General features: G+C 63.3%; 13 protein-coding genes. 11 read left to right on the forward strand and 2 right to left on the reverse strand.

Annotated features, from left to right (window positions below):
* Nucleotides 1–59: 59 nt before the first annotated feature.
* From J2S96_RS00180 to J2S96_RS00190, 3 genes are read left to right on the forward strand one after another with little or no spacing between them, the layout of a single operon-like run.
* Nucleotides 60–806: a DUF3710 domain-containing protein gene (locus J2S96_RS00180; protein ID WP_306858728.1), complete on the forward strand. Its 747-nt coding sequence runs from the start codon at nt 60–62 to the stop codon at nt 804–806.
* A gap of 5 nt (nt 807–811) precedes the next feature.
* Nucleotides 812–1,165: a hypothetical protein gene (locus J2S96_RS00185; protein ID WP_306858730.1), complete on the forward strand. Its 354-nt coding sequence runs from the start codon at nt 812–814 to the stop codon at nt 1,163–1,165.
* Nucleotides 1,162–1,953 carry a DUF3159 domain-containing protein gene (locus J2S96_RS00190; RefSeq protein ID WP_306858733.1) on the forward strand — a complete coding sequence of 264 codons (792 nt, stop codon included), beginning with the start codon at nt 1,162–1,164 and terminating at the stop codon, nt 1,951–1,953. The genes J2S96_RS00185 and J2S96_RS00190 overlap by 4 nt, the downstream gene beginning before the upstream one ends.
* Here the strand turns inward: J2S96_RS00190 and J2S96_RS00195 are convergent.
* Together J2S96_RS00195 and J2S96_RS00200 are read right to left on the reverse strand one after the other, a co-directional pair.
* Nucleotides 1,923–2,654, reverse strand: coding sequence for a potassium channel family protein (locus tag J2S96_RS00195; RefSeq protein WP_306858735.1), 732 nt, complete (start codon nt 2,652–2,654; stop codon nt 1,923–1,925). The genes J2S96_RS00190 and J2S96_RS00195 overlap by 31 nt on opposite strands.
* Nucleotides 2,651–3,325: a potassium channel family protein gene (locus J2S96_RS00200; protein WP_306858738.1), complete on the reverse strand. Its 675-nt coding sequence runs from the start codon at nt 3,323–3,325 to the stop codon at nt 2,651–2,653. The genes J2S96_RS00195 and J2S96_RS00200 overlap by 4 nt, the downstream gene beginning before the upstream one ends.
* A gap of 110 nt (nt 3,326–3,435) precedes the next feature.
* Here J2S96_RS00200 and J2S96_RS00205 point away from each other — a divergent pair, with 110 nt between their 5' ends.
* From J2S96_RS00205 to J2S96_RS00240, 8 genes are all read left to right on the forward strand, one after another.
* Entirely contained in the window at nt 3,436–5,409 is a 1,974-nt protein-coding gene (locus J2S96_RS00205; protein WP_306858740.1) for an APC family permease, read from the forward strand.
* Nucleotides 5,409–6,806 (forward strand): class I SAM-dependent RNA methyltransferase, encoded by a 1,398-nt coding sequence (locus J2S96_RS00210; RefSeq protein WP_306858742.1) that lies wholly within the window; start codon nt 5,409–5,411, stop codon nt 6,804–6,806. Before J2S96_RS00205 ends, J2S96_RS00210 begins: the two co-directional genes overlap by 1 nt.
* Nucleotides 6,807–6,945: 139 nt before the next feature.
* Complete coding sequence (locus J2S96_RS00215) at nt 6,946–9,801, forward strand: aconitate hydratase (RefSeq protein WP_306858744.1); 2,856 nt, start codon at nt 6,946–6,948, stop codon at nt 9,799–9,801.
* 736 nt (nt 9,802–10,537) lie between these two features.
* On the forward strand, nt 10,538–12,721 hold the full coding sequence (locus J2S96_RS00220; RefSeq protein ID WP_306858746.1) for an RCC1-like domain-containing protein: 2,184 nt from the start codon (nt 10,538–10,540) through the stop codon (nt 12,719–12,721).
* A 226-nt stretch (nt 12,722–12,947) separates the two neighbouring features.
* Nucleotides 12,948–14,921 (forward strand): 1-deoxy-D-xylulose-5-phosphate synthase, encoded by a 1,974-nt coding sequence (gene dxs / locus J2S96_RS00225; RefSeq protein ID WP_306858748.1) that lies wholly within the window; start codon nt 12,948–12,950, stop codon nt 14,919–14,921.
* 93 nt (nt 14,922–15,014) lie between these two features.
* Nucleotides 15,015–15,575, forward strand: coding sequence for a hypothetical protein (locus J2S96_RS00230; protein ID WP_306858750.1), 561 nt, complete (start codon nt 15,015–15,017; stop codon nt 15,573–15,575).
* A gap of 30 nt (nt 15,576–15,605) precedes the next feature.
* On the forward strand, nt 15,606–15,821 hold the full coding sequence (locus J2S96_RS00235; RefSeq protein ID WP_306858752.1) for a hypothetical protein: 216 nt from the start codon (nt 15,606–15,608) through the stop codon (nt 15,819–15,821).
* 38 nt (nt 15,822–15,859) lie between these two features.
* Nucleotides 15,860–16,837, forward strand: coding sequence for an aldo/keto reductase (locus J2S96_RS00240; RefSeq protein WP_306858754.1), 978 nt, complete (start codon nt 15,860–15,862; stop codon nt 16,835–16,837).
* Nucleotides 16,838–16,845 lie beyond the last annotated feature (8 nt).

A 16,845-nucleotide genomic window follows, 5' to 3' on the forward strand; every position in this document is an offset into this window, starting at 1 on the left:
CGAGTTGACGGGCAGTCTGCGGTTTACTGGAGGTAGACCACTACTAAGGAGACAACCCGATGCTTTTTGGGCGCGGAAAGAAGTCCAAGGCTGAGCAGCCGAAAGACAAGGCTACTGAGCAGGCCAATGCCGCGACGTCGCAGCAGGACGCCGGCACGGTAGCAAGCGGAGCCGTCAAGGGCGACTTCCGTCTGTCCAAGGGGCCATTGGATGCAAGCGAAATTGATAGCCAGGATGGCTACGTCGATCTTGGCGCCCTGCTGATCGAACCTTCCGAGGGCCTTCAATTGCGCCTCGAAGTAGAAGAGGCAACCCAGCGCGTAGTGGCAGTCACCATGGACCTCGATGGCTCAAGCCTCCAGCTCCAGGCGTTCGCCGCTCCCCGTTCGGAAGGGCTGTGGGACGAAATCCGCGAACAAATCGGCCAGTCGGTGTCCAGCCAGGGCGGCGAAGTCGAGGAGATCGCCGGTACTTTCGGCACGGAACTCGTTGCCAAACTTCCTACCGAATCCGCGGACGGCGGGCGTGGGTTCCGAGCTGCCCGGTTCATGGGCGTGGATGGACCCCGTTGGTTCCTCCGTGGCGTTATCGGCGGGCAAGCGGCCTTGGACAGGGACGCGGCTCAAGGCCTGGAGAACCTCTTCCGCAAGGTTGTGGTCATTCGCGGAGACAACCCCATGCCGCCCCGAGAGCTGCTTCCGCTGAAGTTGCCCAAGGACGCCATGGCCCATGGACACGATGCCCCCGCTGAAACACCGGAGCTTCAGCAACCCGAACGTGGTCCGGAGATCACCCAGATTGGCTGACAAAATTGGCTGAGAAAACGGTTCTCGCCGCTTTGGCACATGGTACCGCGGCGTCCCGTCCACTCACCGAGCTTCCCGTAAGGGGCCGGGTCGACTGCACGGGTTTCATCGAGTCGGTGACCTACCATCCCGCGAACGAGCAGGCTCACTTCTCGGCGATCGTCGTCGACCGGATAGCCCACAGGGGCGATACGGGCCCGTTGACCCGTTTGCGTGTCATCTGGCTCGGGCGCCGCAAAGTGCCCGGCATCGAACCCGGGACCGTGCTGCGGCTCAAAGGCATGGTTATGCAGCGGGATGGAATGCCTACCATGTTCAATCCGCGCTATGAAATCCTCTCCCGGCAGGAGCACGAATGACCGTCGCCAACGGATCCGACCCGCAGGAAACGCCAGCGCAGGAAGAGCCCGGTCCGGCAGAAGACTCCCGGCAGGGCTCCCAAGGGCCGAGCATTGCGGATATCGCCGCCGGCTACGCCGAAAAAGCCGGACTCCAACGCAACAGCCACGGGCACGTGGACATCCTCAAATCCGCTGGAGGTGTCCAAGGGATAGCCGAGAGCATCGTGCCCGGCCTCGTATTCCTGATCGCCTTCATGATCACCCGCGACCTCCCGGCCTCCCTGATTGCCTCCCTCGCGGCGGCAGCCGTGTTCACTGTCGTCCGGCTGGTACAGCGGCGCCCGTTGACCCAGGCGCTTGCAGGAATCGCCGGAGTCGCCATCTCCGCGTGGCTCGCGAACGCCACCGGAAAGGCAGAGGACTTCTACGTCCTGGGTTTCTACACGAATATCGCCTACATCGTAGGAATGGTGCTGTCGATCCTGGTCAAGTGGCCGATCGCCGGTCTGCTGTTCGGATTCGTCCGCAACGAGGGCTTCGAGTGGCGGAAGAATCCGGATCGTCTGCGGGCATATGCCATCGGCACCTGGGTGGTCATAGCCGTGCTGGCGCTACGGCTTGTGGTGCAGGTGCCCCTGTATTTCATGGGCGATGCAGGCCTCGCCGCTCTGGCCACCATGAGGCTGATCATGGGCGCCCCGCTGTACATCCTGGGGCTCTGGATTGCGTGGCTCCTGACCCGGCCGGCGCCGGGCCAGAAGCCGGACCGTCATACTCAGCCGTCGAAACCGTCGTCGTCGGACTGATCCGCAAACTCTTCCTCGACATCGACCGAACCGTGATCCGCGGCGGACGGGGAAAGCAGGGCCCTGAGGCCGTCTTCGGCCGCAATGGTCGTGACGAAGAACAATTCGTCGCCGCCGTCGATCACGTCGTCGCGGCTCGGTGTAATGGGCGCATGGTCCCGGAGGATCGCTACGAGGGTGGCGTCTTCCGGCCATTCAATGCTGCCCACGGTGCTGCCGATGATGTGCGAGTCGTGGGGGACCGTGAATTCCACGAGCGAGGAAACGCCCGTCTGCAAGGTGAGCAAGCGGACGAGGTCACCGATTTCCACGGCTTCTTCCACGAGCGCCGTCATGAGCTGCGGAGTGTTGACTGCGACGTCGACGCCCCAGGAATCGTTGAACATCCAGTCGTTCTTGGGATTATTGACCCGGCCCACCGTTCGGCCCACACCGAATTCGGTCTTGGCCAGCAAGGACACCACAAGGTTGACCTTGTCGTCGCCTGTCGCGGACACGACGACGTCGGCCCCTTCCAACTTCGCTTCCTGCAACGTGCTCAATTCGCACGCATCGCCCACCAGCCAGCGGGCCCCACGGAGCCCGCTACGGCCGATGACCTCCGGTTTAAGGTCGATCAGCATGATCTCGTGTTTATGGGCGAGCAATTCCCGTGCGATCGATGAACCGACGCTGCCTGCGCCGACAATAACGACTTTCACTCAGACTCCTTGGCGGGTGCGCTGGAAAGGATGCGCGCCACCTCGACGCTGCGGTCCAGGTTCAACATGGCATGGACGGTGTCACCCTCCTGGTACGCCGTTCCGGCCTGGGGGAGGACGCCCTCACCAAAGCGGGTAAGGAAGGCGATGCGGATTCCGGCTGCTGCTTCAACGGCAGACAGCGGGTGCCCGATCCAGCTTGCGTCGAGGTCGACTTCGGACAAAACCAAGCGACCCGAAGGCTCGCGGTAATCGCCTGCCAGGTGTTGTTCGGGCAGGATCCGGCGCAGGACCTGGTCCGCGCTCCAGCGCACGGCGGCTACCGTGGGAATACCCAGGCGCTGGTAGATTTCGGCGCGGCCGGGATCGTAGATGCGGGCCACGACATGTGAAACGTGGAAAGTTTCACGGGCTACCCGGGTGGCGAGGATATTGGAATTGTCACCGCTGGATACGGCGGCGAAGGCGTACGCTTCCTCGCAACCTGCCTGCTTGAGCGTGTCCCGGTCGAATCCGACGCCGGTGACTTTCCTACCGGTGAATCCGCTGCGCAAGCGGCGGAAGGCACGGTCGTCCTGGTCGATGATGGCCACCGAATGGCCGGCGTCTTCCAAGGTGTGCGCCAACGTTGCGCCAACTCTTCCGCAACCCATGATCACAAAGTGAGCCACGGTTTCTCCTTCACTCTTATGCATGCCGCTCGGTAAGACTCTACCGGGGCAAGTCGCGGAAGCCAGTCCGCCGTCATGACATCGCGTTCGATTCAGAGTAGCTTTGCGGAGTGCTGACAATTCTCAACGCCGCGAAGCGCGTGTTGGTGGGGCGGCCGTTCCGGAACGACCGCCTTGCCCATACCCTGCTTCCCAAGCGCATTGCGCTGCCGATCTTCGCCTCGGACGCCCTGTCCTCCGTGGCGTACGCCCCTGACGAAATCCTGCTGACGCTGGCCCTCGCGGGCGTGAGTGCCGTGGCCATTTCGCCGCTGGTCGGCCTCGCAGTCATGGTGGTCTTGCTCACGGTGGTCGCCTCCTACCGGCAGAACGTCCATGCTTACCCTTCCGGTGGCGGCGACTACGAAATCGCCAACGTCAACCTGGGGAAGTTCGCGGGCCTGACCGTCGCGGCGGCCTTGTTGGTGGACTACGTCCTCACCGTCGCCGTATCGATGTCTTCCGCAGCGGCGTACCTGACCACCGCGATCCCCTCGCTGCATGGGCAGCAGGCGCTCATCGCCACAGTCGGCGTGATTGTCCTGGCGCTGGTGAACCTGCGCGGAATCAAGGAAGCCGGCAGTGTCTTCGCGGTTCCCACCTACATCTTCATGTTCTCCATCCTGGGCATGACCGCCGTCGGCATCTTCCAGGCTGCCACCGGCCAACTCGCGCAGGCTCCGTCGGCAGCCTTCACCATCGTCCCGCAAGAGGGATTCGACCAGGGACTCGTTGGCTTGGCAGGAGCGTTCCTGTTGCTGCGGGCTTTCTCCTCCGGTGCGGCTGCCCTGACCGGCGTGGAGGCCATCAGCAACGGCGTGCCGAACTTCAAGAAACCCAAGAGCAAGAACGCGGCCACCACACTGTTGCTTCTGGGCGTCATCGCCTCGGCCATGCTCGCGGGCATCATCTACCTCGCGAACGCCACCAAGGTCCACATCGTGATGGATCCAGCCAAGGAATTCCTCCTCCAAGGCCAGCCGGTGCCGGGCGACTACATCCAGAACCCGGCCATCAGCCAGATTGCGCAGACCATCTTCGGCGCCGGGTCCCTGCCGTTCTATATTGTTGTCGCCGCCACCGGCGTCATCCTCGTCTTCGCCTCCAACACCGCGTTCAACGGATTCCCGGTCCTGGGTTCCATCCTCGCCCAGGACGGCTACCTTCCGCGCCAGCTCCGGACCCGCGGTGACCGCCTGGCCTTCAGCAACGGCGTCCTGGCGCTGGCAGCCGGTGCCCTGGTCCTCATCATTTCCTTCAACGCCGATGTCACCAAGCTGATCCAGCTGTACATCGTTGGCGTTTTCATTTCCTTCACGATGAGCCAGCTGGGCATGGTGCGCCACTGGGGCAGGCAACTCAAACTTGCGCAGGACAAAGCCGTCCGCCGCAGGATCCTGAAGTCCCGCACCATCAACCTGCTCGGCTTCGCAATGACGGCGTTGGTCCTGACCATCGTCCTGATCACCAAGTTCGAACAGGGCGCCTGGATCGCCCTCCTGGCGATGTTCGTGCTGTTCCTCATCATGTGGAGCATCCGCGCCCACTACGACAACGTAGCCAAGGAACTCGCCGTTGACGAGGACTCCTCCCCGCGTGCCCTGCCTACCAGGGTCCATGCCGTGCTGCTGGTGTCCCATGTCCGCAAACCGGTGCTGCGCGCCCTCGCCTACGCGCGGGCGTCGAGGCCATCCCGGCTGGACGCCATCATCGTCGACATCGACCACGAGGAAACGGCGCGTACCGTCGAGGCCTGGGCCAAGCTGGACATCCCGGTCCCGTTGACCGTCCTGGCGAGCCCGTACCGGGAAACCGTTACGCCCATCCTGGACTACATCAAGAACATGCGCCGCGATTCCCCCCGCGACCTGATCGTCGTCTACATCCCGGAGTACGTTGTCGGCAAGTGGTGGGAACAGCTGGTCCACAACCAGACTGCCTTGCGCATCAAGGCCCGGCTCCACTTTGAACCCGGCGTCATGGTGGCCAGCGTTCCATGGCAATTGAAGTCCTCCGAAGAAGCAAAGGCATTGCAGGATACCTGATGACCCACCCCAGCAACACTGAATCCAGCCCGCTCACTACCGGGGACGGGGCGGCCACGGAGCTGGTGGTGGACGTGGGCCCCATCGCCCATGGCGGCCACTTCGTCGCACGGCACGAAGGCCGGGTCATTTTTGTCCGGCACGGCATCCCGGGGGAGAAGGTCCGGGTGCGGCTGACCGACGCGGGTGAGTCTTCCCGTTTCTGGCGTGCCGACGTCGTCGACGTCCTGGAAGCCTCAAACGACCGGACACGCCATTTCTGGCCGCTCGCCGACTCGCTCACCGCTTGGCGCAAGGGCGGGCCGCCCGTGGGCGGGGCCGAACTCGGCCACGTGAGCCTGGAGCGGCAGCGACTGCTCAAATCCGAAGTCCTCGCTGAGCAACTCAAGCGGCTCGCCGGCGTCGAACTCAAGGTCGCAGTGGAGCCGGCAGCCGCCGGTGACCCGGGATCCGGAGGAGTTGCAGGGTCCGACGGCGGGACAGGACTCGGCTGGCGGACCAGAGCCAGCTTCGCTGTCACCCCCGGTGGCCGGCTCGGGATGCATGCCCACCGCTCCGACGTCGTGATTCCGGTCCACGAGATGCCCCTGGCGCTGCCGGCCATCAACGAGTTGCGGCTATGGGACATCGATCTGCGGGGGATCTCACGGGTGGAAGTTGCCGCGCCCGCCAACGGATCGCGTCCGCTTGTCCTTCTCGCCCCGGAAGAAGGAACGGACGCCCGGCGCCTGAACCGGATCCTGGGCCAGCTTCCGCACGACGTGTCCGTAGCAAGCTTCGACCCGGTCCGCGGTGACGTCCTCCAGCTGCGCGGAAGGACCTGGGTCCAGGAATCGGCTGCCGGCCACGAATACCGAGTGACGGGAGAAGGGTTCTGGCAGATCCACAAGGATGCGCCCGGCACCCTGGTGGGGGCGGTGACGGGATTCCTGCACGAGGGCGGCTACCTCCTCCCGGGATCGGCCGTCGCCGATCTTTACGCGGGAGCCGGGTTGTTCACGGCGCCCTTGGCTGACGCGGTGGGGATCACCGGTTCGGTGCTGTCCGTCGAAGGATCGCCAGGGACCAGCCGCGATGCCCGCAAGAATCTGCATGGAGAGACCCAGGTGGAAATCGTCCAGGGCAGGGTGGAACGTGTCCTCCGGCAACGCCCCCGGAACTTCGACGCCCTGGTGATCGACCCGCCGCGGGTCGGTGCCGGCAAAGCCGTGGTCAGCCAGCTCATCGAGTCCGGACCGCGGGCCATTGCCTATGTGTCGTGTGATCCGGCCTCCTTCGCGCGTGACCTGGGGTACTTCCGGAACGGCGGATGGCGCCTCGAGTCCCTCCGGGCTTTTGACCTCTATCCGCACACACATCACCTGGAGACCGTCGCGTTGCTGGTGCCCTCGGCGTAGCCGCCACTACGATGGTGGAGAAGTCCCACGTCGCGCTTCACCTATCCATCGGCCGGCGGTTGCTCAGATTAGGCTTGCCTAACTAGCTTGCGGTCAACCACGCGACAAAGATGAAAGCTGTTGCGAGAGGAGTCCTGCCATGAGCACTGTGGACAGCTTCGGTTCCAAAGGCGTACTGAATGTAGCCGGCACCGATTATGAAATTTTCCGGTTGAACTCCGTTGAGGGCGCAGACCGCCTTCCGTTCAGCCTTAAGGTATTGCTTGAAAACCTCCTGCGGACGGAAGATGGCGCCAATATTACGGCCGACCACGTCCGCGCGCTGGCGGGCTGGGATCCGAACGCCCAGCCGGACACCGAGATCCAGTTCACCCCGGCCCGAGTCATCATGCAGGACTTCACCGGGGTTCCCTGTGTTGTTGACCTTGCCACCATGCGTGAAGCCATCAAGGACCTCGGCGGCGACCCCAAGCGCGTCAACCCGCTGGCTCCTGCCGAGATGGTCATCGACCACTCGGTGCAGATCGACGCCTTCGGCAACTCCGGCGCCCTCGAGCGCAACATGGAGATCGAATACCAGCGCAACGGCGAGCGTTACCAGTTCCTGCGCTGGGGTCAGACCGCTTTCGACGACTTCAAGGTTGTTCCCCCGGGAACCGGCATCGTCCACCAGGTCAATATCGAATATCTGGCACGCACGGTGATGACGCGTGAAGTGGACACCGAGACAGGCACAGTCCTGCGCGCCTACCCCGACACCTGCGTCGGCACGGACTCGCACACCACCATGGTCAACGGCCTGGGCGTGCTGGGCTGGGGCGTAGGCGGCATCGAAGCCGAGGCTGCCATGCTGGGCCAGCCCGTCTCCATGCTGATCCCGCGCGTTGTCGGCTTCAAGCTCACGGGCTCCATCCCCGCCGGCGCTACCGCCACCGACGTCGTCCTGACCATCACCGAGCAGCTTCGCAACCACGGTGTGGTCGGCAAGTTCGTGGAGTTCTACGGCGAAGGCGTTGCGGCTGTGCCGCTGGCCAACCGCGCCACAATCGGCAACATGAGCCCGGAGTTCGGTTCCACGGCAGCGATGTTCCCGATCGACGATGTCACGCTCGAGTACTTGCGCCTCACCGGCCGCTCCGAGCAGAACGTCGCCCTGGTCGAGGCCTACGCGAAGGAACAGGGCCTCTGGCACGATCCCTCGCGCGAGATCAAGTTCTCCGAGTACCTCGAACTCGACCTGTCCACGGTTGTCCCCTCGATCTCTGGCCCGAAGCGTCCCCAGGACCGCATCATCCTCACGGAAGCCAAGGACGAGTTCCGCCACGACCTCCTCAACTATGTTTCGCACAACGCCGACGCCGGTACCTTGGACGAATCCCTTGAGGAGAGCTTCCCGGCTTCGGACCCGCCCTCATTCACGCAGGCGGACACCCACGTGACGGACACGGACCGCGTACCGCCGATCTACTCCGCAGCGCACGGCGCTGCCGGCCGGGTTTCCAACGCGGTCAAAGTGACCACCGCTGACGGGCGCGAATTCGAACTGGACCACGGTGCGGTCTCGATCGCTTCGATCACGTCCTGCACCAACACGTCCAACCCCTCCGTGATGCTGGCTGCCGCGCTGCTCGCCCGCAACGCCGTCGACAAGGGCCTCACCTCCAAGCCGTGGGTCAAGACGTCGGTCGCTCCCGGCTCCAAGGTGGTCACCGACTACTACGAGAAGTCCGGCCTGACCCCCTACTTGGAGAAGCTCGGCTTCTACATCGTGGGCTACGGTTGCGCAACCTGCATCGGCAACTCCGGACCGCTCGACGCCGAAATCTCCGAGGCCATCCAGGCCAACGACCTTTCCGTCACGGCTGTCCTGTCCGGCAACCGCAACTTCGAAGGCCGCATCAACCCGGACGTCAAGATGAACTATCTGGCCTCCCCGCCGCTGGTCATTGCCTACGCCCTGGCCGGAACCATGGACTTCGACTTCGACGCCGATCCGCTGGGCCAGGACGAGGACGGCAACGATGTCTTCTTGAAGGACATCTGGCCGAACCCTGTCGAGGTCCAGAAGGTCATCGATTCGTCGATCGACAAGGAAATGTTCGCCCGTGGCTACGAAGGCGTCTTCGAAGGCGACGAGCGCTGGAAGGCACTCGAGACTCCCGCAGGCGACACCTTCGCCTGGGACGCCAAGTCCACGTATGTCCGCAAGCCCCCATACTTCGAAGGCATGAAGGCGCAGCCGGATCCGGTATCGGACATTGCTGGTGCCCGCGTGCTGCTGAAGCTCGGCGATTCCGTCACCACGGACCACATCTCCCCGGCCGGCTCCTTCAAGTCGGACACTCCGGCAGGCCAGTACCTCCTGGCCAACGGTGTGGAGCGCAAGGACTTCAACTCCTACGGTTCACGCCGTGGAAACCACGAGGTCATGATCCGCGGAACCTTCGCGAACATCCGCATCAAGAACCAGCTGCTCGCTGACTTCAACGACGGTGCGGGCGTCGAGGGCGGCTTCACCCGCGACTTCACGCAGGCGGACGGCCCCCAGGCCTACGTTTACGACGCTGCCCAGAACTACCAGGCTGCCGGAACCCCGCTGGTGGTCCTGGCAGGCAAGGAGTACGGCTCCGGCTCGTCCCGCGACTGGGCTGCCAAGGGAACCGCGCTCCTGGGCGTGAAGGCTGTCATCGCCGAAAGCTACGAGCGCATCCACCGCTCCAACCTCATCGGAATGGGCGTCCTCCCGCTGCAGTACCCGGCCGGCGAATCCGCTGCGTCCCTGGGGCTGTCCGGCACGGAAACGTTCTCCGTCGAGGGCGTCACCGAGCTGAACGAGGGCCGGACGCCGAGGACGCTCAAGGTCACGGCAACGGCAGAGGACGGCAGCACCACGTCCTTCGACGCTGTATTGCGCATCGACACCCCCGGCGAAGCGGACTACTACCGCAACGGCGGCATCCTGCAGTACGTTCTGCGCCAAATTTCGGCACACTAGCGCAGGGTCCATACGAGAGGATCTGGTCGCTGGCTCGCTGCTATGGGCGGTCATACCAGATTCTCGTACAAGCGCTCCGCCAGGCTTCGGCCTGGCGGAGCGCTTGCTGTTTCATGCTTATCGAGTACTGGCCGGTCCTGCTGACACTGATCCGCCCTTACCCCGAACCTGCTTTGGGGCGGGCACACCGCCACGCGAGCGACTAGAAGGTGGCTGACTCCCGCTGAACGTTTGATGGCGGCGGCTCGTCAACCCACAGTTAGGCTCGCTCGGCAGCATGTGGGCGATGGCCGCCGGGCAGAAGCCCAAACCTGCAGTGGCGCGATTGCTACTTTCAAGTGCCGGAATACCCGACGGGTCGCTTGTGTGGTACTTTGCGCAGGAACTAGTCGGGGGCTTGCCGAAGATTCGGGGCCTGTTTATTGGGGGGAATCGTTGGTTTTTTTGGAGTGCACGGATCAGGCGTGGAATGGCCAGTGTGGCGGCCACCGTGGGTGTCCTGCTGTTTTTGTCTGGCCTTTCGGTACCTGGAGCGAAGGCGGATACAACATCGGCTCCGGCCCCAACGCCTGTCGCGCTGATGGATGCCACGTCGAAGCCCAGCACGGAGGGTTCGTTTGTTTCTGTGGCCCCGGCTCGGTTCTTGGATACCCGAAACAGTGCACCAGCTAGTCCGGACGGGACGGTGACCTTCCAGGTCGGTGGGGTCAGCGGGATCCCGGCCGACGCTGCGGCGGTGGTCTTTAACCTAACTGTCACCGGCCCGCAGTCGTTCGGTTTCATAGCCGCCTACGCCTCAGGAACTGCCCGGCCGAACTCCTCCAACGTGAACTTCGTGAGCGGCCAGACTGTGGCGAATTCCGTCACGGTCCCAGTCGGTGCCGACGGCAAAGTCACCCTCTTCAACCGCTCATCAGGCAGCACCCAACTGATCGCCGATGTCTTCGGTTACTACCTTCCCGGTAAGCCGACGGTACCGGGAGCCTTCGTGCCCGTGGTCCCCGATAGGCTCTTGGACACCCGAACCGGCGCTTCTGTGGGCCCTTACGGGACTATTTCCTTCCGGGTCGGTGGCGTGGATGGGATTCCGGCGGCGGTCTCCGGCGTTATATTCAACCTCACAGTGACCAACCCGACGTCGTTCGGACACATCACTGCCTACGCTTCGGGTACCCCGCGGCCGGACTCATCAAATGTGAACTTCTCGAGCGGCCAGACGGTCCCTAACTCGGTGACCGTTCCTGTCGGCGCAGACGGTAAAGTCACATTGTTCAACAGCTCTTCCGGCACCGCCCAGTTCATCGCCGACGTCGCTGGCTACTACATTGCCGGGAACTCGAGCGTGGCGGGTGCGTTCGTTCCCGTAGCGCCGGTCCGATTCTTAGACACTCGTACCAAGGGGCCAGTGGGGGCTGATGGGGTGGTGTCATTCCAAGTTGGTGGGGTGAAGGGGATTCCGTCAAATGCTGCGGCGGTTACTTTCAACCTCACAGTCACTGGACCAAAGTCGTACGGGTTTATTGCCGCCTACGCTTCTGGGACGGATCGGCCGGGTTCCTCCAATGTGAATTTTTTGGCGGGACAGACGGTCCCGAACTCCGTCACAGTCCCTATCGGTTCCGATGGAAAGATCACCCTCTTCAACCGATCCTCCGCCACCACCCAACTGATTGCGGATGTCTCTGGCTATTACCTCCCCGGTGCAACTACGAGCTCGGTAGCCGTCTGGGGCTCAAACATGTCTGGGCAGCTTGGAAATGGCAACTTTACGGACAGTACTTCGGTGACCCGTGTTTCGGGCTTGACGGATGTGGTGATGGTTGCTCAAGGTCGCGCCAGCAGGTACGCGTTGCTGGCTGACGGTACGGTTTGGGCATGGGGCTATAACGACAGAGGCCAACTGGGCGACGGCACTATCGATTACCGCAATATCCCCGTCAAGGTTGCTGGCCTAGCGGGGGTCAGCTCCATTGTTGCCGACACCGACAACGCCTATGCGCTATTGGCTGATGGGACGGTCCGGGCTTGGGGTGACAACTACTACGGTCAGTTGGGAAACGGCACCACCGGCTACAGCAGTACCACGGGCTATAACAGTGCCACAGCCTACAGCAGTACCCCGGTCCGGGTTGCTGGCCTGACTGGGGTTGCCTCCATCTCCGCTACTTTTCTGTCCGCCTATGCGTTGTTGGCTGACGGGACGGTTCGGGCTTGGGGGTACAACTACGACGGTCAACTTGGAAACGGCACCACAATCGACAAGAGCGTTCCGGTCCAGGTCGCGGGACTCACACGCGTCGAGTCAATCTCTGTTTATTATCAAAACGCCTACGCGCTGCTCACCGATGGAACGGTTCGTGCCTGGGGCTCCAACCTTAACGGCCAGCTGGGTTTCGGCCCTTCTAGGGGCAGCAGCACTCCTGTCCAGGTCGCAGGCATCACCGGCGTTTCCTCAGTTACTGCCTCCGGGGGAGTTGCTTACGCTCTGCTCACAGATGGCACGGTTCGTGCTTGGGGCACAAACCGTGCCGGTGAACTGGGCAACGGCTCCGCAAGCGAGACAAGCAGTTTCCCCGTTCAGGTCAGTGGCCTCACCAGTGTCGCCTCGGTCACGTCCAAATACGGCACCGCATATGCAGTACTGGCTGACGGGACGGTCCGCGCCTGGGGCTCCAACGCGAATGGGCAGCTTGGCAACGGGACTACCACAAATACCCGTTCCCCGAATCGAGTCACAGCTCTAACCGGAGTTGCTTCAGTCACGACAAACGGATTCAGCACGTACGCACGGTTGACCGACGGGTCCGTCCGAGCCTGGGGTTATAACGGGGAAGGCCAACTCGGAAATGGTGCCACCAGCAGCAGCAGCACTCCTGTGCGGGTCCCAGGGCTCATGAATGTTGCGCGTCTCGCCTTGTAGGGAACTTGGAATCCGGCGGCAATCAACTAGACAAAAAGTGCGTTGTCGCAGCTACTGCCTGGCGGGCAGAGAAGCCCAGACCCCCAGGGTCGCTGAAATAGCCGTCCGAAGAGAAGCTACAGCCCCGACTGGTCATCGACCAGGCGGGGCTGTAGTCTTTCCTGCGGCTTGGTGCCGGTCGAGGCGTTAGAGTTGTATAGCACGTCATTACCCTAAGGAGGGGCCGTTGGGACTTTTGGAGACGATCCGGAACCCGCAGGACCTGAGCAAGCTCACCAGCCAGCAGTTGGAGCAGCTTGCAGGCGAGATCAGGACTTTCCTCATCACCAACGTCGCTCAAACGGGTGGCCACCTGGGACCGAACCTGGGGGTGGTGGAACTCACCATGGCCATCCACAAGGTCTTCGATTCGCCCCGCGACAGCATCGTCTTCGATACCGGTCACCAGTCCTATGTCCACAAATTGTTGACCGGCAGGCAGGATTTCAGCACCCTCCGGCAGCAAGGGGGCATGTCCGGCTACCCCGATCGTGCCGAGTCCGAGCATGACATCGTGGAGAGTTCCCACGCCTCGTCTTCCTTGTCTTGGGCCGACGGTATCTCCCGGGCCCGCCAGTTGACCGGTGAGGGCGACCGCTGCGTTGTCGCCGTCGTCGGGGACGGCGCCCTGACGGGCGGCATGGCGTGGGAGGCGATCAACAACATCGCCGCGGACAAACGACGCCGCGTGGTCATCGTCGTCAACGACAATGGGCGCTCCTATGCCCCCACCGTCGGCGGCCTCGCCGACTACCTCGCTTCCCTGCGCCCCACGATCGATTCCTTCCGGGCCGCCCCCACCTACGAGGTGGTGTTGGACTGGTGGAAGAAGAAACTGCAGCGCGGCGGACCCCTCGGCCAGTTCACCTACCGGAGCCTGCATGCCATGAAGAAGGGCCTCAAGGATTGGTGGGCTCCGCAAGGCATGTTCGAAGACCTCGGCATGAAGTACATCGGCCCGGTGGACGGCCACAACGTGCGGGCCCTTGAGCACGCGCTCACTACCGCCCGCAACTACGGCGGCCCGGTGATCGTGCACGCGATGACCGAAAAGGGCCACGGTTACGCGCCTGCCCTGGCCAACGAGGCGGACCAGTTCCACGCCGTCGGGATCATCGACCCCGAGACCGGCGAACCCACCGAAGCCGGCGGAGCCAGCTCGTGGACATCGGTGTTCGCCGAGGAAATAGCGGACATCGCCGATGAGCGCGAAGACATCGTAGGCATCACCGGGGCCATGCTGATTCCCGTCGGATTGCACAAGTTCGCGGAACGGCACCCGCAAAGGGTGATCGACGTCGGGATCGCCGAACAGCACGCCCTCACTTCGGCCGCAGGAATGGCCTTCGGTGGACTGCACCCCGTGGTCGCCGTCTACGCCACGTTCCTGAACCGCGCCTTCGACCAGCTCCTCATGGACGTTGCCCTGCACAAAGCCGGAGTGACGGTTGTGTTGGACCGCGCCGGCGTGACCGGTCCGGACGGCGCCAGCCACCACGGAATGTGGGATATGGCGATGGTACAGATCGTTCCGGGGCTCCACCTCGCGGCTCCCCGCGATGCCAGCCGCCTGCGGGAAGAACTCCGCGAGGCCGTCGCCATCTCCGACGCACCTACCGTGGTCCGCTTTTCAAAGGGCAGCGTGGGAAGCGAGGTCGAAGCGATCGAGCGGCTTTCCGACGGCGTCGACGTGCTGGCGCGCCGCCCCGAAGGCTCCACGGAAAACGACGTGCTGATCGTCAGCGTCGGTGCGATGTCCGAACTCGCCCTCGACGTCGCATCCCGGCTTGGATCCCAGGGGATCAGTTCCACCGTGGTGGACCCGCGTTGGGTCCTTCCGGTACGCAAGTCCATCATCGCCCTCGCAGCGCGGCACCGTTTGGTGATCTGCATCGAAGACGGCGTCCGTGCGGGCGGCGTCGGCTCCAGGATCCGCCAGGAGATGCGCGCGGCCGGCGTGGACACCGCCCTCAACGAAGTGGGGCTTCCGGTCGAATTCCTCGACCATGGGACCAGGAGCCAGGTTCTTGAGCGGGTGGGGCTCACCGCCCAACAGATAACGCACGACGTCGTCGCGCAGGTTCTGGGGACAAAGGTGCCTTTCGCGCGGCCCCTGCCAGGACAAGAGCATCCCAGCACAGGGAGCCTGCCCAAGCTGTAAACGGCTGTTCCGGGCGGAATCCAACAAACAGGCACCCTTCGACAGCGCGGGTCCAGGCATTACCTGCGCGGAGTGGTCCAGAAAAGGACAGGCATGAGCGGCATCATCCGCACGTATAAACGCGACGACGAAGCAGTGCTGCATTTCCGCGAGGCGTGGTATGACGACGAATTCAAGCAGTTCGTCATCAACCACGGGGTCGTGGGACACCAGAGCCGTACTGATGAAACGGACGTCGAGGACGAATCCGCCGTCGAAGGACTCATGACGGCCTTTGCCGCGCAATGCGAAGAGGACGGCTACGCAGAGATTCCCGAGACGGAGCAGTTTTGGGTGGTGGCGCAGATTGCGCTGAAGACGAAGGACGGCACAGACCGGGACCGCTACCTTGAGCGCAAGGCCAAGGCCGCGCTGACAAGTGAACTCGCCTGGCGGGGCCTGGGTACCGTAGATCGATCCGATATCAGCGACTCGAAGCTCAACATTTTCTGCCTGTGCCCGGACGTCAATAAGGCCGTCAACGCCATCAAGGTGTGCATCCGGGGAGAGGACCTGGACTTCACCAAGCTGAGCATCGCAGCGGCACCCCATGCTGAACCATCTGCATTCAAAGTAAAACACTCGCCGAAAACCGGTGCGGGCTTTACCCTCTAAGGACCACTTCACCGCTTCGAAGGGACAACCATGGCGCCCAAGAGCAACTGGCCCGGACACACTCCGCTGCCCAAGGGCTTGTCCGCTCCCGCACGAAGGGCACTCGCCCACGAGGGCCTGGAAACCCTGGAGCAACTCGCCGAATTCGGTGAGGGGCGGGTGGCGGCCCTGCACGGTATGGGCCCCAAAGTCATGGCCCAGTTGCACGACGCGATGGAAGAAGCGGGAATCGTCTTCGGATCCTGAACGCGGATCGGCCAGCGCAGGCGTTGTAGGGTGAAACCATGACTGAATATCGCCGTCTTGGAAATTCCGGATTAACCGTCTCAGTAGTCGGTTTGGGATGCAACAATCTCGGCCGGGCCAATACAGCCACGGAATCGCAGGAGGGCACCAACGCGGTGGTGCATGCCGCTTTGGAGGCCGGTGTGACCCTTTTCGACGTCGCGGACGTCTATGGCCGCGAGCCCGGCCTCAGTGAGACCATGCTGGGCGTCGCGCTGAAGGGCCGCAGGGACGATGCCATCGTGGCCACCAAATTCGGCATGGACATGCACGGCGCCAACGGCAACGATTTTGGTGCCCGGGGATCGCGCCGCTACATCGTCCAGGCCGTCGAGGCATCGTTGCGCCGTCTCGGCACAGACTGGATTGACCTGTATCAGTACCACACCCCGGATCCTCTCACGCCTGTTGACGAGACCCTCGCCGCCCTCGATGAGCTTGTGACCAGCGGCAAGGTCCGGTACCTCGGCCATTCCAACCGTGCAGGCTGGCAGATCGCCGAAGCGGAATACGTCGCACGGACGCAAGGTGGTGCGCGGTTCATTTCGACGCAGAACCACTACAACCTGCTGGACCGTCGGGCGGAACTCGAAGTGCTGCCGGCTGCCCAGGCCTTCGGGCTCGGTGTCCTGCCGTATTTCCCCTTGGCAAACGGCCTCCTGACGGGCAAATACGCTCCGGGCAGCGCACCGGAAGGATCGCGCCTCAGCCACACGCGGACCAACATGGTCGACGACGCCGATTGGGCCCAGTTGGGCCGGTTCAGCCAGTTCGCCAAAGAGCGGGACCTGAACGAACTGCAGCTCGCCTTCTCCTGGCTGGCCGCACAGCCCGCGGTCAGCAGCGTTATTGCGGGAGCCACCCGCCCCGGGCAGATCATCGAAAACGCGCAAGCGGTGCGGTGGGTGCCGACGGCAGAAGAACGCGCAGAATTGGATGACATCTTCCCGCGCACGCCCAAGGTCGCCCTTTTCTAAGGAGCGTT

It is taken from the genome of Arthrobacter bambusae (assembly GCF_030812595.1).
In the GTDB taxonomy this organism is placed as follows: Bacteria; Actinomycetota; Actinomycetes; order Actinomycetales; family Micrococcaceae; genus Arthrobacter; species Arthrobacter bambusae_B.